Origin of the sequence: Labilithrix sp., from assembly GCA_019637155.1 — a bacterium.
Classification (GTDB): Bacteria; Myxococcota_A; Polyangia; order Polyangiales; family Polyangiaceae; genus Labilithrix.
Genome location: JAHBWE010000007.1, coordinates 361,777 through 381,419 on the forward strand (window position 1 = coordinate 361,777; position 19,643 = coordinate 381,419).

The 19,643-nt window shown below is 69.3% G+C and carries 19 protein-coding genes; 12 read left to right on the forward strand and 7 right to left on the reverse strand.

What is annotated here, in order from left to right:
• Positions 1 to 53: 53 nt before the first annotated feature.
• Positions 54 to 923, forward strand: a complete 870-nt coding sequence (locus KF837_17310) for a peptidylprolyl isomerase (protein MBX3229085.1) — start codon at positions 54 to 56, stop codon at positions 921 to 923.
• A gap of 13 nt (positions 924 to 936) precedes the next feature.
• Here the strand turns inward: KF837_17310 and KF837_17315 are convergent, their stop codons facing one another.
• Positions 937 to 1,812: a sigma 54-interacting transcriptional regulator gene (locus KF837_17315; GenBank protein ID MBX3229086.1), complete on the reverse strand. Its 876-nt coding sequence runs from the start codon at positions 1,810 to 1,812 to the stop codon at positions 937 to 939.
• Between KF837_17315 and KF837_17320 the strand changes: the two genes are divergently transcribed.
• The 8 genes from KF837_17320 to KF837_17355 all read left to right on the forward strand — a co-directional run bounded on the left by KF837_17320 (position 1,807) and on the right by KF837_17355 (position 10,433).
• Complete coding sequence (locus tag KF837_17320; GenBank protein ID MBX3229087.1) at positions 1,807 to 3,168, forward strand: protein kinase; 1,362 nt, start codon at positions 1,807 to 1,809, stop codon at positions 3,166 to 3,168. The two genes, KF837_17315 and KF837_17320, sit on opposite strands and share 6 nt — an antisense overlap.
• Positions 3,169 to 3,210: 42 nt before the next feature.
• The gene (locus tag KF837_17325) at positions 3,211 to 4,272 is read left to right on the forward strand and encodes a hypothetical protein (protein MBX3229088.1); all 1,062 of its coding nucleotides are present in this window, start codon (positions 3,211 to 3,213) and stop codon (positions 4,270 to 4,272) included.
• Between the two features lie 428 nt (positions 4,273 to 4,700).
• A complete protein-coding gene (locus tag KF837_17330; GenBank protein ID MBX3229089.1) occupies positions 4,701 to 5,840 on the forward strand; it encodes an acyl-CoA dehydrogenase family protein in 1,140 nt (379 codons plus the stop codon).
• A 407-nt stretch (positions 5,841 to 6,247) separates the two neighbouring features.
• Positions 6,248 to 6,463, forward strand: coding sequence for a hypothetical protein (locus KF837_17335; GenBank protein MBX3229090.1), 216 nt, complete (start codon positions 6,248 to 6,250; stop codon positions 6,461 to 6,463).
• The gene (locus KF837_17340; GenBank protein MBX3229091.1) at positions 6,453 to 6,977 is read left to right on the forward strand and encodes a GNAT family N-acetyltransferase; all 525 of its coding nucleotides are present in this window, start codon (positions 6,453 to 6,455) and stop codon (positions 6,975 to 6,977) included. The genes KF837_17335 and KF837_17340 overlap by 11 nt, the downstream gene beginning before the upstream one ends.
• A 287-nt stretch (positions 6,978 to 7,264) precedes the next feature.
• On the forward strand, positions 7,265 to 8,734 hold the full coding sequence (locus KF837_17345; protein MBX3229092.1) for a PHP domain-containing protein: 1,470 nt from the start codon (positions 7,265 to 7,267) through the stop codon (positions 8,732 to 8,734).
• A gap of 743 nt (positions 8,735 to 9,477) precedes the next feature.
• A complete protein-coding gene (locus KF837_17350; GenBank protein ID MBX3229093.1) occupies positions 9,478 to 9,786 on the forward strand; it encodes a DUF559 domain-containing protein in 309 nt (102 codons plus the stop codon).
• Positions 9,787 to 9,806: 20 nt separating this feature from the next.
• Positions 9,807 to 10,433, forward strand: coding sequence for a hypothetical protein (locus tag KF837_17355; GenBank protein MBX3229094.1), 627 nt, complete (start codon positions 9,807 to 9,809; stop codon positions 10,431 to 10,433).
• A gap of 14 nt (positions 10,434 to 10,447) precedes the next feature.
• Here the strand turns inward: KF837_17355 and KF837_17360 are convergent, their stop codons facing one another.
• From KF837_17360 to KF837_17370, 3 genes are all read right to left on the reverse strand, one after another.
• Positions 10,448 to 11,284, reverse strand: a complete 837-nt coding sequence (locus tag KF837_17360; GenBank protein MBX3229095.1) for a fructosamine kinase family protein — start codon at positions 11,282 to 11,284, stop codon at positions 10,448 to 10,450.
• Positions 11,281 to 11,772: a low molecular weight phosphotyrosine protein phosphatase gene (locus KF837_17365; GenBank protein MBX3229096.1), complete on the reverse strand. Its 492-nt coding sequence runs from the start codon at positions 11,770 to 11,772 to the stop codon at positions 11,281 to 11,283. The genes KF837_17360 and KF837_17365 overlap by 4 nt, the downstream gene beginning before the upstream one ends.
• 93 nt (positions 11,773 to 11,865) lie before the next feature.
• On the reverse strand, positions 11,866 to 12,291 hold the full coding sequence (locus KF837_17370; GenBank protein ID MBX3229097.1) for a LamG domain-containing protein: 426 nt from the start codon (positions 12,289 to 12,291) through the stop codon (positions 11,866 to 11,868).
• Between the two features lie 77 nt (positions 12,292 to 12,368).
• On the opposite strand from KF837_17370, the gene KF837_17375 reads away from it, so the two are divergent.
• Positions 12,369 to 13,316: a hypothetical protein gene (locus tag KF837_17375; protein ID MBX3229098.1), complete on the forward strand. Its 948-nt coding sequence runs from the start codon at positions 12,369 to 12,371 to the stop codon at positions 13,314 to 13,316.
• A gap of 364 nt (positions 13,317 to 13,680) precedes the next feature.
• Positions 13,681 to 13,989, forward strand: a complete 309-nt coding sequence (locus tag KF837_17380; protein MBX3229099.1) for a DUF559 domain-containing protein — start codon at positions 13,681 to 13,683, stop codon at positions 13,987 to 13,989.
• A 33-nt stretch (positions 13,990 to 14,022) separates the two neighbouring features.
• Here KF837_17380 and KF837_17385 read toward each other — a convergent pair whose 3' ends face one another.
• The 3 genes from KF837_17385 to KF837_17395 are packed head-to-tail and all read right to left on the reverse strand — an operon-like array spanning position 14,023 to position 18,543.
• Positions 14,023 to 15,093: a hypothetical protein gene (locus tag KF837_17385; GenBank protein ID MBX3229100.1), complete on the reverse strand. Its 1,071-nt coding sequence runs from the start codon at positions 15,091 to 15,093 to the stop codon at positions 14,023 to 14,025.
• Complete coding sequence (locus tag KF837_17390) at positions 15,090 to 17,270, reverse strand: hypothetical protein (GenBank protein MBX3229101.1); 2,181 nt, start codon at positions 17,268 to 17,270, stop codon at positions 15,090 to 15,092. Before KF837_17390 ends, KF837_17385 begins: the two co-directional genes overlap by 4 nt.
• Positions 17,197 to 18,543 (reverse strand): amidohydrolase family protein, encoded by a 1,347-nt coding sequence (locus tag KF837_17395; GenBank protein MBX3229102.1) that lies wholly within the window; start codon positions 18,541 to 18,543, stop codon positions 17,197 to 17,199. Before KF837_17395 ends, KF837_17390 begins: the two co-directional genes overlap by 74 nt.
• On the opposite strand from KF837_17395, the gene KF837_17400 reads away from it, so the two are divergent.
• Entirely contained in the window at positions 18,505 to 19,635 is a 1,131-nt protein-coding gene (locus tag KF837_17400; GenBank protein MBX3229103.1) for a phosphotransferase, read from the forward strand. The two genes, KF837_17395 and KF837_17400, sit on opposite strands and share 39 nt — an antisense overlap.
• The last annotated feature ends 8 nt before the right edge of the window (positions 19,636 to 19,643 follow it).

Here is a 19,643-nt window from a genome sequence, read left to right on the forward strand (position 1 = left end):
GCTGCGGGACGCTACTCCGTAGCGCGCGGAGCCGATTCGTGCGATCCGGGGGCATGAGAATCGTCGCCCGCTCCCTCGTCGTCGCGCTGTTCGGCCTCGCCGCCGCCCTCGCCCCGACCAGCGCATCCGCGTTCCCGCAATCGACTCACCCCGCGATGAAGGATCCGTCGAAGGCGACGGAGAAGGCGCCGGACTCGTTCCGCGCGAAGTTCACGACGACGAAGGGTGACATCGTCTTCGAATGTACCCGTTCGTGGGCGCCGAACGGCGTCGACCGATTTTACAATCTCGTCAAAATTGGCTTCTTCGACGACGTCGCCCTCTTCCGCGTCGCGAAGGGCTTCGTGGTGCAGTGGGGCATCCACGGCGATCCGCAGGTCAGCAAGGTCTGGAGCGACGCGAACCTGCCGCCCGACCCGGTCGTGGAGTCGAACAAGCGCGGCATGCTCACCTACGCGATGGCGGGCCGCCCCGACACGCGCTCCACGCAGCTCTTCATCAACTACAAGGACAACGTCGGCCTCGACGGCCAAGGCTTCGCCCCCATCTGCAAGGTGGTCGAGGGCATGGAGACCGCCGACGCCTTCAACGGCGAGTACGGCGAACAAGTCACCGGCAAGCAGGGCGAGATCCAGTCGAAGGGCAACGCGTACCTGCACGAGGCGTGGCCGAACCTCGACTACATCAAGACGGCGGTCATCACCGGCGACGGCGCAGCTCCGAGCACGCCGAAGAGCGACACCGGCGGAAGCAGCCAGGAGAGCCCGGGCATCATGCCCTTCGTCCTCGGCGCCATCGTGCTCGCCGCGGCCCTCTACTTCCTGATGGGTCGAAAGAGCCCCCCCGAGCCGGCCAAGGAGCCGCCGGCGACACCGAAAAAGAAGAAGAAGGCGAAGACGGACGACAAGTCGACGAAGGAATGAGCGGGCTCGGCGCTCACTCCGGCTCGACGCGACGGACGCGCTCGAGCATCCGGTAGAAGCTCGTTCGCGCGACCCCCGCCTGCTCGGCGGCCAGCGCGACCACCCCGTCCGCCTGCGCGAGGACGCCTTCGAGGTAGCGCTCGTCGAATCGCTCGAGGAGACGTCGGCGCGCCTCGTGGTACGGAAGCTCCATCAAGCGCGACAGGGCCCAGTCCTCGGCGGGCGCCTGGTCTCCGAGATCGGTGGCCGCCGCGCCGAACACCGCGTACCGCTCGACGACGTTGCGGAGCTCACGCACGTTGCCGGGCCAGGCGTAGGCGCCGAGCATCGCCGCAAAGTCCGAAGGAAAGGCCAACCCGCGCGCGCTCGCGCGCGGGGTCGCCGCCAGGATGGCGCGCGCGATGAGGAGGATGTCCTCCGGCCGCTCGCGGAGAGGCGGGACGATCAAGTGAATGACCGCGAGGCGATAGAAGAGGTCGCTCCGGAACTCGCCGACGCGCGCCGCCTCGGCCAGACGACGGTTGGTCGCCGCGACGACGCGCACGTCGACCGGCCTCGCCTTCTGCGCCCCGACCGGGCGGACCTCGCGCTGCTCCATCGCGCGGAGCAGCTTCGGCTGCAGGTCGAGCGGGAGCTCGCCGATCTCGTCGAGGAAGAGCGTCCCTCCGTTGGCCTCCTCGATGACGCCCCGGCGCGCGCGATCGGCGCCCGTGAACGCGCCGCGCTCGTGACCGAACAGCTCGCCCTCCACCAGGTTCGGGGCGATCGCGCCGCAGTCGACGACGATGAACGGGCCGTCGCGCCGCGGGCTCCTGTCGTGGATCCCCCGCGCGAGGAGGTCCTTGCCGACGCCGCTCTCCCCTTCGAGCAGCTCTGTCTCGCGGTGCACTACGCCCACGAGCGCGGCGTGGTCCACCGCGACATCAAGCCCGGCAACATCATGCTCGGGTCGTACGGCGAGGTGTACCTCCTCGACTGGGGCGTCGCGAGCATCGCCGGCGTCTCCGACGACGAGGCCGAGGCGTTCACGGACGTGCCGCCGGTGCACACCGCGCCCGGCGCCGTCCTCGGCAGCCTCGAGACGATGGCGCCGGAGCAGGCCGCCGGTGGCAAGGCGACGCCGGCGACGGACATCTACGCGCTCGGGGCGGTGCTCTTCCACATCCTCGCGCTCGAGCCGCTGCACGAGGCGAGCAGCTCGGACGCGGAGGCGCGCGAGGCGCTCGCGCTCCGCATCCGCGGTGGCGTCGACGCGAGACCGACGACGCGACCGCGCGGAGAGGAAGTCGCGCCCGAGCTCGAGGCCCTCTGCGTGGAGGCGACGCGCACCCACCCGAACGACCGCATTCCGACCGCGCTCGCCTTCCACGAGAGGCTCGAGTCCTTCCTCGACGGCGATCGGGACCTCGCGCTTCGGGCGGAGAGCTCGCAGCGCCACACCACGGCCGCGCGCGCGGCGCTCGCAAACGCCGGCGACGACGGGAGCGCGTTCCGCGAGGTCGGTCGCGCGCTCGCCTTCGATCCCACCAATCGCGACGCGCTCGCGATGCTCGTCGAGCTGCTCACGTCCGTACCCCGCGAGCCTCCGGCCGAGGTGATCGCGGAGGAACGCGTCGCGCTGGCGCGCCGCCTGCGCGTCGGGGCGCTCGCCCTCTCCGCCGGGTACGGCGCGGTCGCGTGCTACGGCTGGGCGGCAATGGCGCTGGGGCTCCGCGAGCCGTCGGTGTTCGGCGTCATCTCCGCGCTATGGGTGGCCTCGTTCGCCGCGGCGCTCGTGGCGGCGCGGTGGCCGTCGTATGCGGCCCTGTCGCTCGCGTGCGGCGGCGGCGTCGCGGCGAGCACGTACATCACGAAGATCTACAGCCCCTTCCTCGTCGTGCCGCTCTTCCTCACGATCCACGCGACGCTCTTTGCCTTCGTCGGCCCGGCGCGGCTGCGCCTCGGGATGGTCGCCGCCGCGTGCGCCGGCTGGACGCTCAGCGTCTACGGTCACGCGCTCGGGGTCTTCCCCACGACGTTCGAGCTCGTGAACGACGCGGTCCTCATCCGATCGCTCGCGCTCCGAGGCTCGCCGTCGTGGGTCACGGCGTACCTCTACGTGGCCGGCCTCACGACGTTGGTCGCGCCCGCGTTGATCGTGGGCGCCATCCGCGGCGCGTGGCAGCGGAACGAGCGCGCGCTACGGCTCCAGGCGTGGCGGCTCCGCCAACTCGTGCCCGCGGAGGACGCCGGCCCGCGCTCGTGAAGGCCGACTCGTCGAGGGAGCCGCTATGATCCGGCGACGCCGATGCGCCGCTCCGTCGTCTCGCTCCTCTTCGTCGCGGCGGCGGGCGCGTGCACCGCGCCGCGAGCGCCGCCGGCGCCGCTCCTGCCGGCGCCGGCGGTCGCGATGCCGCGGCCGTATCGGCAGCGCCTCGCCGTCGCGCTCGCGCGCAACACCACGTGCGTCGGCTGTCACGAGCAGGAGGCGGCGGAGTGGCGAGGCTCGATGCACCGGCACGCGTTCGACAACCCCGCGTTCCAGGCCGCGCTCGCGTTCGAGCCGTCGCCCTTCTGCCGCGGCTGCCACGCGCCCGAGTCCGATGCGGCCCGCGCCCCCGAGCCCGCCGTCGCCGCGCTCGGCGTCAGCTGCGTGACGTGCCACGTCACGGACGAGGACGGCGCCGTCCTCGCCGCGCCGTCACCGCGCCGCGGGCAGCGAGCGGCGCCGCACGCCGTGCTTCGCTCGGCGGCCTTCGCGCAGACGGCCGGCTGCGCGTCATGCCACGAGTTCGCGTTCCCCGCCGCGCCGCACGACGACGACGACGCGCACTTCATGCAGACGACGCTCCGCGAGCACGCGCGCTCCCCCGCCGCCGCGGAGGCGTGCGCGAGCTGCCACATGCCGCTCGTCGAGGGGCGGCGATCGCACGCGTTCGCCGAGACGCGCGACGCGGCCTGGTTGAAGGATCGCCTCGCCGTCCACGTCGAGCTCGTCGAGGGACGGAGCCTCCGCCTCACGCTCACGCAGCGCACGCCGGGCCACGCGTTCCCGACCGGCGACCTCTTCCGCCGCCTCGAGGTCGGCGCCGAGCGGCGCGACGACGGCGATCGCGTGCTCGGTCGCGAGGTCCGGCACCTCGCGCGACGCTTCCAGCTCGTGCCTGGTCACAGCGCGCGCGCGCTCCTCGGCGACGATCGCGTCTTCGACACGCCGCAGGTCGTCGATCTCCCCATCGCGCCCGGCGCCGGCGAGCGCGTCGCGTGGTGGGTGACCTACCAACGCGTCGCGACGGTCTTCGCGGGGGACGATCCGGCCGCGGCGAAGATCGAATCCGAGGTCCCTCTCCACGACGGTGTGCTCCCATGACGACGATGCGTACGATGGGCGCCGCGCGCCTCCTCGCCTGCGTAGGCTGCGTAGGCTGCGGGACGAAGGCGCCGTCGACGTCGACGCCGTCTTCGCGATCGAGGGCGCGCTCGTCGTCTTCGAGGGACAGAAGGTCGGCGAGAACCACCTCGTCTCGCTCCACGGCAAGTACCCCGACAGCGTGGACGCCATCTACGTCACGAGCCAGGGCCGCGCGCCCGCGCCGACGTACGCGTCGGTCACCGGCAAGGCGGTGCGGCACACGGAGGCGCAGGGCGGCGGCATGGGCGAGATCTTGCCCGCGCGCGTCGGCGAGTCGACGCTCTGTCACGCCCCGAAGTCGCCACGGAAGATCGAGATCGTGCCCCTGAAGCGCCTCCGAGCTCCGGAGAACGCGAGACGGACCCATGAGTGCTACGGTGCGGCGCATGTGGACGTCGAGCTGGATGAACTCCGAGTTGCAGGCCTTTCGCGAGCAGGTGCGCCGCTTCGTGGCGACGGAGCTCACGCCGCACCAGGAGCGCTTCGCCGCGCAGCAGCACGTCGACCGCGAGATCTGGACGCGCGCGGGCGAGCTCGGCGTCCTCTGCGCGGACATCCCCGCGGAGTACGGCGGCGCGGGCGGCACCTTCGCGCACCAGGCGGTGCTCTTCGAGGAGCAGGCCTACGCGGGCGACACGGCGATGAACGTGTCCGTCCACGTCATCCTCGCGCACTACATCCTCAACCAGGGGACCGAAGCGCAGAAGCAGCGGTTCCTCCCGCGCATGTCCTCCGGCGAGCTCATCGGCGCCATCGCGATGAGCGAGCCCGGCGCGGGCTCCGACCTCCAGGGCATCCGCACCACCGCGCGCCTCGAAGGCGACCACTACGTCGTCAACGGCAGCAAGACGTTCATCTCGAACGGCTACCTCGCCGACCTCATGGTCGTCGTCTGCCGCACGAGCGACGCGCCCGGCTCGAAGGGGATCTCCCTCCTCCTCGTCGAGACGAAGGACGCGCCCGGCTTCAAGGTCGGGAAGAAGCTCCACAAGCTCGGACAGAAGGGCAACGACACGTGCGAGCTCTTCTTCGAGGACGTCAAGGTCCCGAAGGAGAACCTCCTCGGCGAGGTCGAGGGCCGCGGCTTCGGGCAGCTCATGACGGAGCTGCCGTACGAGCGACTCATCATCGCGGTCTACGCCGTCGCCGCGATCGAGCGCGCCGTCGACCTGACCGTCGCGTACACGAAGGAGCGCAAGGCCTTCGGCAAGACGCTCCTCGAGTTCCAGAACACGCGCTTCAAGCTCGCGGAGGCCAAGACGCACGCCGTCGTCTCGCGGACGTTCCTCGACAAGTGCATCGAGGAGCTCATCGCCGGCCGCCTCGACACGGTCACCGCCTCGATGGCGAAGTACTGGACCTCCGACCTCCAGTGCCAGGTCATCGACGACTGCCTCCAGCTCTTCGGCGGCTACGGCTACACCGTCGAGTACCCCATCGCCCAGATGTTCGCCGACGCCCGCGTCCAGCGCATCTACGGCGGCGCCAACGAGATCATGAAGGAGCTCATCGCCCGCTCCCTCTGATCTCGCCCGCCGCGGTCGCTCCGTTCATTCGAGCGTCGCAGGTCGCCGCCAAGCGACGAGGGCTGGATCCCCAAAACTCTCGGTGAGGTGGCGACGATCGCCGCCGAGAGCTCGCTCACGAATCGCAACAGTGGCGGATCGATGTCGACGAGCAATTCGACGAGATTGGTCGCGTTCGGGCTCCCGGTGAACGCCGTCGCCCCCGTATCCGCCGTATCCGCGTACGCCAATCCACGGCCCCGAAACCGTTCGGAGCGCTTCGAGATTCCCTTCTCGCGACTCGCGCAGCTCGGCTGCGACACACACGGTCGGTTGACCGGTTAGCTACAAAAATGTAGAGTTTCGAGTTGAGCATGTCGAAAGATACGCAGATTTCAGCCCAGATCTCCGCGACTACGCGCGAGTTGATGGAGAGGCACGTCCGCAAGACCGGGGTCAAGAAGGGGCATCTGATCGAGCAAGCGCTCCTGCACCATCTGCAAGCGCTCGACGAGATACCGGCCGAGTACGTCGTCCACCCGCGCATCGTCGTCCCGCGGAAGACCGGCGAGGAGATGCTCCGCAAGGCGGAATCTGCCGAGCCGACCCCCGCGCTCCGCGAGCTGATGCGCGATGGAGATTAGGGCGCTCCGCCCGAACGACGATCGCTCGCTCTTCCAGTCTGGCGACGAAGCGCTCGACCGCTTCTTCCGCCGGTACGCGGGCCAGAATCAGTTTCGGCACTACCTCGGTGTGACCTACGTCGCCATCGACGCCGATCGTGTCCTTGGCTTCGCCACCGTAGCACCGCGTCACATCGACATCGAGGACCTGCCGGAGCGTGCGCGGAAGAAGCTGCCCCGCTACCCGTTGCCGGTACTCGGGCTCGCGCGTCTGGCCGTCGACAAGTCTGCGCAGTCGATGGGACTCGGCGGACGTCTCCTGCGCTTCGTGCTCGAGCTCGCCGTCAGGATGGCCGACGAGGTCGGCTGCGCCGGGATCGTAGTGGACGCGAAGCCCGGCGCCGTCGACTTCTACGCGAAGTACGGCTTCGCGCCGTTCGATCTGCTCGAGGGCCAGTCAGAGGCGCGTCCGCTGCCCACGCCGATGTGGCTTCCGATCCAGGCGATCAAAATCGCCGGCGACCCCGCTCATTGACGAGGATCCACGTCGGGGCGGTCATCTCGATCGAGTCCTGCAAATGATGACTGTTGAACGGCGTCGTGACCCACGCGCGCTCTTCGTCGTGAGGTCGAACAGATCGTCATGATCCGAGGCCCGCGAGCTGTGGCCAACTGCGCCGATGCTCGCGCAACCTGCGCAGCGTGGGTCCGGATGAACGCCGGGATATCCACGTTCGGCGATCCAGTTGTTGGGCGCGGCGGCTCCCGCGAGCGCGTTTCCGCGCACATTGAGTGGGCACACGATGTGCGTCTGAGGCCCACATGACTTGCCTACGGGTCGCCCTCCTGAGCGCTGCGACGTTCGTCGCGTGCGCGCGGGATGACGCGGAGACTGCGTCGGCGCCGGCGTACCAGACCGACGAGAGCGGCGTGACCAGGCTCACGTTCGACGGTGATGCGCCAAGTGGCGGTCCGGATCACTTCTTCATCCCGTTCGACGTGCCCCCGGGGATCGCCGAGATCCAGGTGCGCCACGACACCCTCGCGCGCGCGAACATCCTCGACTGGGGGCTCGATGACAGCGCCGGCACTCGCGGCTGGGGCGGCGGCACGAGCGAGCCGGCCGTCGTCAACGAGAAGGCGGCCTCCCCCGGGTACGTGCGTGGCGCGATCAAACCCGGCCGCTGGAGGGTCGTCGTCGGCAAGGCGAAGATCGCAAAAGCGCCCGCGACCTATCACGTCGAGATCGAGCTCCGTACGACGGCGACGCTCCAGCCACAGACTGACCGCAAACCCTACCTACCGCGCGTCGCCTCGCGCGAGGCTCGGTGGTACGCGGGCGATTTCCACGTCCACTCCCGCGACAGCACGGACGCGACTCCCTCGGTCGACGACATCGCGGTCTACGCGCGCGCGCACGGGCTCGACTTCGTCGAAATCTCCGACCACAACGTGTTTGGCGGCCAGGACTATTTCGCCGAAGCGGCGGCGGCCCACCCCGATCTCCTGCTGCTTCCAGGCGTGGAGTTCACCACCTACGCCGGTCACGCGAACGGGATCGGCGCGACGCGTTGGGTCGATCACAAGATCGGTCAGCCCGGCGTCACGATCGACGGCGCGGTGGCCGCGTTCAAGGAGCAAGGGGCCCTCTTCGCCATCAATCACCCCAAGCTCGACCTCCACCAGTGCATCGGCTGCGAGTGGCGGCACGACCTCGACGGATCGAAGATCGATGCCGTCGAGATAGCGAACCTCGGCCTGGCGAGCGGCGGCGCGATCATGCTGCCAGGCGCGATCGGCTTCTGGGACGCCCTCTGCGCCCGCGGCCACCACGCAGCCGCGCTCGGAGGCAGCGACGACCATCGCGCCGGCACGGCGACGGGCATGTTCGCGAGCAGGCTCGGTGAACCGGTCACGATGGTCTTCGCCGAGGAGCTGAGCGCGGCCGGGATCCTCCAGGGGATCCGCAACAACCGCACCGTCGTGAAGCTACGCGGCGCGGCCGATCCGATGGTGGACCTCACCGCAGAGCCCGGCACGGCGACGGAAGCGGATGGAACGCGCCACCTCCGCGCGAAGGTGACCGGGCTCGCCGGCGTCCCCGGCGCGACCGTACACGTGCGCCTCGTCAAGAATGGCCTCGCGGAGCCGCCTGTCCTCGTGCCGGCGGATGGTTTCACGCACGAGGTCATCGTCACCGCTCCCACGACGGGGGAGGATCGGTACCGTGCCGAGGTCCTCGTCAACGGCTTGCTTCGGACCATTACTAGCAACGTATTCCTCCTCCATTAGCCCCCACCCAGCGCGGCTTCGCCGCGCTGCCTCCCCCTTGCCCGTGCTCGGGCCTTCGGCCCTGCGCGCGGACGGGGGAGGAGCTTGCTCGTTGGTCGGTGCGTTCGTGTGACCGGACGCTGCGGGAGGTGAGCTCCCATCGCCCATGCTTCGCGGCGCGGATGCGCGCCGAGCTACGGGACGCGCACCTTCCGCGCCGCGCACGAGCGCCGCGCTCCTTCCCCACCGCCATGGCGCGGCACGCAAGCTGCGCTTGAGCCTTCGCTCGGCGCGCATCCGCGCCGCTCAGGAGGCTTCATGTTTGGTCGCTCGCTCGTCACCCCGGCTCACGCGCTCGGGATGGGCCCCCACCCAGCGCGGCTTCGCCGCGCTGCCTGCCCCTTGTCCGTGCTCGGGCCTTCGGCCCTGCGCGCGGACGGGGGAGGAGCTTGCTCGTTGGTCGGTGCGTTCGTGCAACCGGAAGATTGCATATCTCGGCGGGACATGCGGTGTCTTAATCGAGCTGCGGGAGGTGAGCTCCCATCGCCCATGCTTCGCGGCGCGGATGCGCGCCGAGCTACGGGACGCGCACCTTCCGCGCCGCGCACGAGCGCCGCGCTCCTCCCCCACCGCCATGGCGCGGCACGCAAGCTGCGCTTGAGCCTTCGCTCGGCGCGCATCCGCGCCGCTCAGGAGGCTTCATGTTCGGTCGCTCACTCGTCACCCCGGCTCACGCGCTCATCCTCGAACAGCGCGCTCGCACCATGCGCTTCGCGCCTACCCGCGGCGAGGAGTGCCTCTGGCGCGTCCTCTCCGGCTCCAAAACCGGCTTCGCCTTCCGTCGCCAGCTCGTCATCGCGAATCACATCGTCGACTTCGCTTGCACCAAGGTCCGCCTCGCCGTCGAGGTGGACGGTGGCGCTCACCAAGGGCGCGAGCCACACGATGCCCAGCGGGACCGCGAGCTCGAGGCACTCGGCTGGAGCGTCGTCCGCATCCCGGAGCAGCTCCTCTTCTCCAACCTCGAGGAAGCTGTCCGCCGCATCCTCGCTCGCGCCATGCGGGCGCGTTGAGGCCACGATAGCATCGCGTGATGGCGAGGCGTGGCTGGGCAACCGGAGTCGTCGTGCTCGTCGCGATCGCGGCCGGCGGCGGTGGCGGCGTCTACCTCTACAAAGAGGCGATCGGGACGGGCACGGACGCGGCGCATCGCGATGGTGGTCCGGGCGATGCCTCCGTCGACGCGCGAGCCGGTCGCGGGAAGTCGAAGGTGGCCAAGAAGGGCCGCACGCGCGGGGGCAAGTCGCACGCGGGTCCCAAGCCGAAGGGCGGCGGCGACGACCAGGGCGACGAAGGCGACGACGACATCGCCGAGCCCTTCAATCCGCCCTTCCGCGGTCGCGGCCCGGCCGGGCCGACGTACGACGCGGCGATCGCGTCGTACAAGCGGGAGATCAACATGGGCGCCAGGGCCGAGCCCGATCTCACCGACGCTCAGCTCTCGGGTCCGATGCACAACGGCGCGTTCGTGGGCGAGTGCGGCGCGCCCGACAACATGAAGGTGACGGTCAAGGTCGCGATCCGCGGAGGCCGCCCCGCCGGCGTCAGCGTCCACACGAGCCCGCCCGATCCGGACGTCGCGGGCTGCATCGACCGGTATGTGCGCACGTTCTCGTGGCCGTCGAGCAGCAAGATGGATTCGTTCACCACGACCTACTGACCACGCTTGCGCAGTCATCGAACGATCGTGCGCAAGCATCGATCGGTCTGGGCGACGTAGCCGGAGCCGAAGATCGCGACGTGCACGAGCAGGAAGTAGAGCTGGTAGAGCGCGACGCGATCGGTGTGGCCGGGGAGGAGAGGGAAGCTCTCCTCGTACGCGTCGAAGGTGCGGCGCGGGAAGCCGCCGAAGAGGCGCATCATCGCGAGGTCGAGCTCGCGCGCGCCGCCGGAGACGGCGGGATCGAAGACGCAGGGCGTGCCATCTCCCGCCGCGCACGCGTTTCCGGACCAGAGATCGCCGTGCAGGCGCGCGGGCGGCTCGGCGTCGCCGACGAGCTCCTCCATCCGCTCCGCGACGCGGTCGACGAGCGCGCGCGTGCTCGCCTCGAGGTCACAGCGCTCCGCGAGCGCGAGGATCCTTTCGTCGCGATAGAAGTCCGCCCAGCGAGCGTGCGGGGTGTTGCGCTGCTCGGTGAGCCCGATGAAGTTGTCGCGATCGAGACCGAACGACGGCGCGCCGCTTCGATGCAGCTCGGCCAACGCGTGTCCGAAGCGCTCGGCGGAGGCGCCGTCCAGGGCGCGGAGCTCGAGCGCCTCCAGCACGAGGAAGTCGTCGCCGCGCGCGAGCACGTCGGGCACGCGGAGCGCGCGAGGGCCGCGCAGGAAGGCGAGCCCGTGCTCCTCGGCGTCGACCATCGCCCGAGCGCGCCGATCATGCGGCGCCTTCACGAAGACGCGCCTCCCGTCGCAGAGCTCCACCACGCCCGCGCTCGGCGGCGACGATGCGTCGCGCGGGCGCGAGCCGAGCGCGCGCTCGAGCGTCGTCGCGAACGTCGGCGCGGCCGTCACAGCGCGTGCTTCCGGCGGAGGCCGGCGAGGAGCGCCGTGCAAGCCTCGACGCAGATGTCGACGACCTCCTCGAAGCCCTCGCGCTCTCCGTAATAGGGATCGGGCACGTCCGCGTCGCGTGGACCGTCGAGCACGTGGTCTCGTGCGAGCGAGATCTTCGCCTTCATCGCGTCGGTCGACGCGAGCCGAAGGAGGGACTCTACGTGCGTCGTGTCCATCGCGACGACGTAGTCGAAGCGATCGAAGTGGTGCGCCTTCCAGTGCTGGGCGCGGCTCTCGAGGCGATAACCGCGCGCCTCCGCGGCGCGGATGGTGCGCGGATCGGGGCGCTCGCCGACGTGCCAGCTCCCGATTCCGAAGCTCTCGACGTGAAAGGTATGCGCGAGCCCAGCCTCCGCGACGAGCTTCTTGAAGACTCCCTCCGCCGTAGGCGACCGGCAGATGTTCCCGGAACAGACGAAGCAGACTCGGATCTTCCCGTCGCTCACACCTCTTGTTTATCCTGAAACGACGGAAACAAGCTCGCGCAGAGTGTTTACGGCACCGTGTTCCGACCTGCCGGCACGAGCCAGCTCTCGCGGTCAGAAGGCCGTCGACGGGATCCGTACGGGCTGCGTGCCCGCGTCACCGTCGCCGAGCGTGCCGTCTGCATGACGCGCGGAGATGTCCAGGACGTTCGGACCAGACTCCTCATCGAAGCGCCAGTAGCCGACGAGACCGGGCTCGTTGCCGGTGAGCGGCTTCCCCATCGTCGCCTGGATCTCCGCTGCCGTTCGGACGACGTTCCAGGCGCGGACCTCGTCGATGCTCCCCTCGAAGAAGTGAGCATTACCGAAATTCGCGCCGATATCCATGTTGGGATTCGCCGTGAGGGAAGTCGTGCTCATGCCGGACGGCGTCCCGTCCACCACGCCGTTCACAAAGAGGGTGACGGTCCCCGTGCTCTTGACGCGCGTGACGGCGACGTGGACCCATTGCCCTGTCGCGACGTTCGACGTGCCGACCACGGAGTGGTCGGGCGCGGCGATGCGGTGCGCCGCTACTCGGCGCTGGCGTTTTCGCTTCTGGCTCGTAAAGTCCCCTCGTGAGGCACTCCACCGTTCTCTTCGTCCTCCTCGCCGCCTGTTCGTCGTCGAGCCAGCGCGCTGGGTTCTCTGATACCGCGCCGCCCGACACGACGACGTCCTCCTCTTCGGGAGGAGCCTTCACGCCAACGGACTCGGACGCGTCGGCGCCGACGGACGATGACTGCTCCGAAGCCTCGAAGCTCGTCTACGTGCTCTCGTCGAGCTACGACCTCCTCAGCCTCACACCGAGCACGGGCACCTTCGCGCTGATCGGCCACCTCGATTGCGCCGACACGATGACCCCGAACTCGATGGCAGTCGATCGCTCCGGCACCGCGTGGGTCAACTACGCGAGCGGCAACCTCTTCAAGGTCAGCACCAAGGACGCATCGTGCGAGAAGACGACCTACAAGAAGCAAGGCGGCTTCACGCGCTTCGGAATGGCGTTCGCGTCGGACGCGGCCGGGTCCGACGCCGAGACGCTGTTCATCAACGGCATCGGTGACTCGTTCGTCTCCTCGAAGGGCCACGGCCTCTTCAAGGTCGACCAGCAAACCCTGAAGCTCGAGGAGATCGGCGACTTCAGCGACAGCTTGAAGGAGCAGCCCGCCGAGCTCACCGGCCGCGGCGACGGCAAGCTCTTCGGCTTCTTCACGACGAAGCCCCACGCGACGCTCGCCGAGATCGACAAGGCGACCGGCGCGACCTCGAACGTGAAATCGCTCACCGGCGTCTCGACCGGCGAGGCCTGGGCCTTCTCGTACTGGGGCGGCGACTTCTGGTTCTACACCGCGGCGCTCGGCGCGAAGGCCTCCACCGTCACTCGCCTCGCGACGAGCGGCGACGGCAAGATCTCGAAGGTGACGACGAACGCGGACGACATCGCCAAGGCAAACACGGACGGCAAGTTCCTGATCGTCGGCGCGGGCGTCTCCACGTGCGCGCCGCTCGAGCCGCCGAAATAGAATGCCCCCACCCAGCGCGGCTTCGCCGCGCTGCCTCCCCCTTGTCCGTGCTCGGGCCTTCGGCCCTGCGCGCGGACGGGGGAGGAGCTTGCTCGTTGGTCGGTGCGTTCGTGTGACCGGATGCTGCGGGAGGCGAGCTCCCATCGGCCATGCTTCGCGGCGCGGATGCGCGCCGAGCTACGGGACGCGCACCTTCCGTGCCGCGCATGGACGCCGCGCTCCGCCCTCACCGCCATGGCGCGGCACGCAAGCTGCGCTTGAGCCTTCGCTCGGCGCGCATCCGCGCCGCTCAGGAGGCTTCATGTTCGGTCGCTCGCTCGTCACCCCGGCTCAGGCGCTCATCCTCGAAGAGCGCGCTCGCACCATGCGCTTCGCGCCCACGCGCGGGGAGGAGTGCCTCTGGCGCATACTCTCCGGCTCCAAAACCGGCTTCGCCTTCCGTCGCCAGCTCGTCATCGCGAATCACATCGTCGACTTCGCTTGCACCAAGGTCCGCCTCGCCGTCGAGGTGGACGGTGGCGCTCACCAAGGGCGCGTGGCCCACGATGCCCAGCGGGACCGTGAGCTCGAGGCACTCGGCTGGAGCGTCGTCCGCATCCCGGAGGAGCTCCTCTTCCAGAACCTCGAGGAAGCGATCCGCCGCATCCTCGCCGGCGCCATGCGGGCGCGTTAAACGCATTGCGCCGCGAGTCCTCTGGCGGTGGCGCTATGGTGTGACTTCGAGCGCGGCCGCGCCGCGCCATCGGCTCACGAGCGTCCCTGCGTCGTCCACGGCGAAGCACCACAGACTGTCCTTCACCTGAATCGCACGCGGTGTGGTCTCCACCGCGAGATCGAGCAAAGGAATGCCGATGGGCTTCGCCTCGACGCGCGTGCGGAGCGCGGCCAGCGACATTCGACCCGGATGCGCCACCGGCACCTGAACATGCTTCGACACCGGCGGCGACGTAAGGTGCACCGGACGGCCTCGCGCGAGGATCCACGTCAGGCCGGTCATCTCGATCAAGTCCGGTAGATGGTGGTTGTTGAACGGCGTCGTGACCCACGCGCGCTCTCCGTCGTGCGGTCGAAACAGGTCGTCATGATGCGACGTCTGCGAGCCGTGGTGCGGGATCTTGAGCACGAGGACGTCGCTCGCCGCTGGGCTGCTGGCAAGGATGCCTCGCCAGCCGGAGTTGCTCGGAGTGTCAGTCGGTAGATCGCTTCCTAAAAGCACGCCGGCACTTCCGTACTGGATGAGGATGGCCGCGCTCGCGTCGTTGGGGTCGTCCATCGTGTGGTTCACCGGCGGCGAGAGGATCTGTGCGACGACGCCGGGGCCAAGCGGCAGACTCGCGCCGACCTCGAGATCCAGCCGTGTTGCCGGGAGCCGCTCGAGCGCGGCGATCCCTCGAGCGACCTTCTGCCCGGAGATTCTACGACTGGTGACGTGTGACGGGACAGCCGCGCTACGCGATCGAGGAAGCGCAACGACCTTGATCGCGTCGCCGTACGTCTCGCACAGCTCGACGATCCCGCGCGCGTGATCGAGATGCGGGTGGGTGAGCGCGTACGCGAGGATCGGCTCGTCAGGATGGCGATAGCGGCGCAGCACCTCGACGAGCCCCGACTCGGCCGCGCCGCTCTTGCAACCGTCCGCGAGGATCCAGCCGGCTCGGTTCGCGAGAGCGACCGCGATGGCCTCGCCTTCGCCGGGACCGACGACGAAGACATGCATGAACCGCGGATCGAGCGTCGCGAGCGAGCCGACCTCCACGCTGTCCGGCAGCGGGCTCATGCCGGGGTCGGGTCGGTCGGTAGCGCGCCTCCCGACAAGACCTCATAGCCCTCGTCGTCCTCGTCGACGTCGGGCGCAGCATTGACGAGCCGCACGCGCACCATGGCGCGCTCTTCGCCGTAGAACCCCATCTCGAAGAACTGATCCGGCTCCGCCGCCGAGCCGGACCATTCGGTCCACTCGGTCGCCGCGACCGTACGCTTGAACACGCGGCGCTCGCTCTGGACGAGCGCACCGACGAACGTCACGCCCTCGGCGTCGACGGAGAGAACGCGCCCCGGCATCCAGTCGGCGAGCTCTTGCCCGCCCCACGTCCGCTCCAACAGCACGGGCCTCAGCCAGCGCTTGGCGATCGGGAAGTCCGCCGGGTAGACGGACTCGCCGAGCGCCACCGCCTCGAGCGCGTCTTCGAAGCGCTGTCGCAGACGCTCGAGGACGACGTGCTCGCCCAGCCATTGCCGTGGGATCATCCGGTAGGCCCTCGCCGCCCGTTCGACCTCTCCCGCGTCGAGCCACTCGTTGACGACCCAGCAGTGGAAGTGCCGGGCGAGGAGAGGATCGCGGCGGACGCGCGTACCGTTGGGGTCCACGCGCTCGAGGCTCTTCGCCCACTCCCGATCGGCCGCGTCATAGCGGAGGTCTTTGATGAGGAACGTCACGAGCCGCGCGTTCCACCATGGGTTGGCGGAATCACGCTCGATGGCGTTGCGGTAGGCCCGCTCGACATCGACGCGCGGCGCGCCGGTACGCTCGAGGTTGAACCCGAGGTAGTGCCACGCGTAAGCGTCCTTTGGGTCGGCCTTCAGGACGCGCTCGTAGAGGGCCGCCGCCCGCGCGAACTGGCGGTACTCCGCGCTCAAGGACCACGCGCGGTCGAGGATCTGCTCTGGGCCTGCAAGGGACAGCGACTCCCACTCTGCTTCGCCGTGCAGAGCCATGTGCCCGAGGTGATGCGCGCGCTCGAGCCAGTGCATGATCTTGCTCGCATCACGCGGAGGCTGCACCGCACCGTCGCGAGACCGGTGATGCGCGGCGAGGGCGTCGTGCGTCCTCCATCCCGGCCGGCGCTTCCGGAGCGCGAAGCTGATCTCCGCCCGCACCTGATCCGGAAGGCGCAGCGCTCCATCGTGCTCGTAGGCGATGCACTCCGTGAAGAACGGAGTGTGCCCTGCGGGAGGCGCGGCGACGGCGAGCGCGAGCGTACGGTCCACGGGGAATCGCGCGCTCGCGAGGCGAACGAAGGCATCGGCGATGGGCCGGTTGCCCGGATCGAGGAGCCGTTCGACGATCGCGTCGATCACGGGTCGTAGATCGCGAATGCCCGCAGCGAGCGTCGCTACGAGCTCGTCGGGGTCCTGCCCGAGCGCAGCCGCACCGACGAGACCGCGAAACTGGATGGGCGAGAGCCTCTCGGCCCCCACACACGCACGAACGCGTTCGAATGCGGGGCCATACGCCCCCCAACGCGCGGCATCGGCCAACGCTCCAGGCTCGATCGCCGGAGGCGGAAGCTCGAGCCGCTCCGCGAGGTCACCGGCGAGCTCGGCAGACTCCTCGTGCGCGATCACGACGACAGAGGCGCCGCCGCCGGTGAGCCCCGCGAAGAACGCACGAGCGTTCGCCTCACGACGCGCACGCGAGGCGCTCACGAGACCGAGGAGCCGCCACGACTCGGGCAGACGGACCACGATGACGCGTGCCTCCCGGGCGGCGATCGTCGCGAGCGCAGCGGCGCGTTCGCCGATCGGCCGCGCGGTGTCGCGCGCGATCTCCATGGCTTCCTCGTTCAACGCCGCTGCGATCTGAAGGAGTCCATGTGCTGGACCGTCATGCCCCTGGAACGGAGGGAGCGACACGTGGACGCCGTGCGGCCCAAGAGCTCGCTGGAGCTTGCTCGCGAGCGTCAGACGCCCGGAGCCCGTCGGTCCAACGACGATCACGCTCTTGCCACGATAGAGCTCGCTCGAGACCGATGCGGCGATGGCGTCGAGCTCGCCGAGAAGGGCAAGACTCATCGCGGGGTAGGGTACCGCATCGACTGCGAGTTTCGCAGACGGATCTGCGCCCAGACCATTGCGGCTCGCGCGAGGATTGCGACGTCCGCTACGGGGACGTGGCGAAGGCGAAGTCGAACTTCGTGGTATCGCAGTCGAAGAGCGGCACGATCGACGTGGCACCGGAGGCCAGCATCGTCGTCGTCATGTCGGAGAGCGTCCGGTTCGCTTCGGGGATGTTCGACGGATCCTTCGACGAGATGACGCGGTGCTCGCCGCACGCGTCGACGTCTTCGAAGAAGCGCGTGCTCCCCGTCTGCGAAACGAGCGCCTCGTCGCCGTAGAACACTTGGCCGCCGACGGTGGTGAGGAGAACGTCGGCGGGCTTCGCGTCGATGACGGCGCGGTAGGGGTTCGCGGCGTCGCCGCGGACGACCATGAGATCGGCCGCCTTCCCGACCGCGATCGAGCCGAGCTTGTCGTCGAGGCCGACGATCTCGGCGGGGTTCTTCGTCGCCATCTCGTAGAGATCGCGGTCCGTGAGGATCGAGTTGAACTGCGTCTTGTTGACCCGGTCTGCCATCTTGAGCTCGGCGAGCAGGTTGGCGGAGCCGGACGGCGTCCAGTCGGGCGCGAGCGCAACCTTGATGCCCTCGCGGATGGCGATCGGGATCTTCGTCGTCTGCCCGTAGAGGATCATGTTCGACAGCGGCGACCACACGATCTTCATGCCCGCTTGGCCCATCTCGTGGAGCTGCGCCTCGGTGAGACCCGTCGAGTGGATGCCGACGACCTGGGGCTTCAGGAGATCGAGGTTTTTGAGCTGCTCGAGCTCGTTCGACGAGCTCGCGTCGATGCCCTCCGCCAGGTGCACGAGGAACGCCTTCGTCTTGCCGCTCGCGAACTGCGCGTTCAGGGTGCGCGCTTCGGACGCCGAGATGCTGCTGATCGCGAGGACGTTCTGCCGGACGTGATCGGCGCAGAAGTTTCCGAACTCGACGTTGCGCGCCCACGAGCGTGTGCACGCGAGGTCGACGGATCCTTGAATCGTCGTTGTGCCGCCTGCGAGCGCACGAAGCTCGCCGTACTTGATGGCGTCGCACTGACGCCGAGCGCCCTTGACCGCGTTGTAGGGCTCCTTCACCGCGTCCCTGTAGGCGGCGAGACGGGCCCATTGATAACGATTGTTGAAGCGCCGGCCCGCGTTCCAGAGCGGCAAGAAGTTGTACGCGACGTGGTTGTGCAGATCGACGAGGCCCGGCGAGACGATGCCGCCGGTCTCGACGACGTTCGTTACCCCCGCGGGGATCGATGCGCGGTCTGCGACGACCGCCGCGATCCTCTCGTTCTGCACGACGACATATCCCGGCGTCGGACCGCTCGGCGTCAGGAGCGTCCCCCCGAGGGCATACGGGGCGTGCGCGATCGCGGAGCAACCGGTGGAGAGCTCCTGCACATCGGTCTCGCTCGCATCCGTTTCCTCGACCTCGTCTACGTCGTCGGTCGCCGGCGCGACGCACGCAGCCGCGAACGCCGCCACAGCGAGCGCACACATCACCATCCATCCGCGGTGAATGTAGGTCGGCCTGCGCACGGTTTCGAAACGAGCGTGGTGCATAACCGGTGCACAGAAGCCAGACGGCGAGGGCCATGTAAAGCTGCCGTCCGCATCGAGACGATGTGCAGACACAGACTCCTTCGAGACGGCTTCTACAATCTACGTCTCCGACGCGTCGGCATGGCGTGGCTGCGGCGCGAGGTAGGTCTCGCGCTCCCTCGACGCGGAGGGCATCGGCGTCACGCGGCCGATCGACGGCCCGTTCGAGCGCGACGGCTTCGTGGTCAGCTTCTGGCATCGCGAAGCGGTCGCGAGCGAAGGGCCCGCCCCGGCCGCCGCCGGCAAGGAGCTCTTGCGCGCGCACGCCGCGCTCGCGCGCTACGACGGCGCGCTGCCGGAGTGGGGCGGCTTCGAGGAGGCGCGACACGTGCTCGAGCGCGTGCGCACGAGCGGCATGATGACGGCGGTGGAGCGCGCGTGGAGCGCGCGTGGGAAGCGGCGGAGCGCGTCGTGGCCGGCGCGCGGGGGCGGAGCGCGTCGTTCCAAGCGGTGCACGGCGACGCGCACATCCGGAACGTCCTCGCGACCGCGCGCGGCGTGCTGTGGACGGACTGGGAGGACGCGTTCCTGGAACCGATCGAGTTCGACCTCGCGTGCCTTCGCTGCGCTGCCTCCCCCTTGCCCGTGCTCGGGCCTTCGGCCCTGCGCGCGGACGGGGAGGAGCTTGCTCGTTGTTCGGTGCGTTCGTGTGACCGGAGCGATGTACATCTCGTTGGGACATGCAGTGTTGTCGACGGGCTCATCGTGAACTGCGAGAGGCGAGCTCCCTTCGCCCATGCTTCGCGGCGCGGATGCGCGCCGAGCTACGGGACGCGCGAGCGCCTGCGCCGCGCTCATCCCTCACCGCCCCGGCGCGGCACGCAAGCTGCGCTTGAGCCTTCGCTCGGCGCGCAACCTCGCTCGCGTCGATCATGCAGCGGGAGACGGTGACGAGGCGC

Bases quoted from the DNA above. Each gene is read 5' to 3' on its own strand.
- KF837_17310 (MBX3229085.1), top strand. From the start codon at position 54: ATGAGAATCGTCGCCCGCTCCCTCGTCGTCGCGCTGTTCGGCCTCGCC.
- KF837_17325 (MBX3229088.1), top strand. From the start codon at position 3,211: ATGCGCCGCTCCGTCGTCTCGCTCCTCTTCGTCGCGGCGGCGGGCGCG.
- KF837_17330 (MBX3229089.1), top strand. From the start codon at position 4,701: ATGTGGACGTCGAGCTGGATGAACTCCGAGTTGCAGGCCTTTCGCGAG.
- KF837_17335 (MBX3229090.1), top strand. From the start codon at position 6,248: ATGGAGAGGCACGTCCGCAAGACCGGGGTCAAGAAGGGGCATCTGATC.
- KF837_17340 (MBX3229091.1), top strand. From the start codon at position 6,453: ATGGAGATTAGGGCGCTCCGCCCGAACGACGATCGCTCGCTCTTCCAG.
- KF837_17345 (MBX3229092.1), top strand. From the start codon at position 7,265: ATGACTTGCCTACGGGTCGCCCTCCTGAGCGCTGCGACGTTCGTCGCG.
- KF837_17350 (MBX3229093.1), top strand. From the start codon at position 9,478: ATGCGCTTCGCGCCTACCCGCGGCGAGGAGTGCCTCTGGCGCGTCCTC.
- KF837_17355 (MBX3229094.1), top strand. From the start codon at position 9,807: ATGGCGAGGCGTGGCTGGGCAACCGGAGTCGTCGTGCTCGTCGCGATC.
- KF837_17380 (MBX3229099.1), top strand. From the start codon at position 13,681: ATGCGCTTCGCGCCCACGCGCGGGGAGGAGTGCCTCTGGCGCATACTC.
- KF837_17385 (MBX3229100.1), bottom strand. From the start codon at position 15,093: ATGAGCCCGCTGCCGGACAGCGTGGAGGTCGGCTCGCTCGCGACGCTC.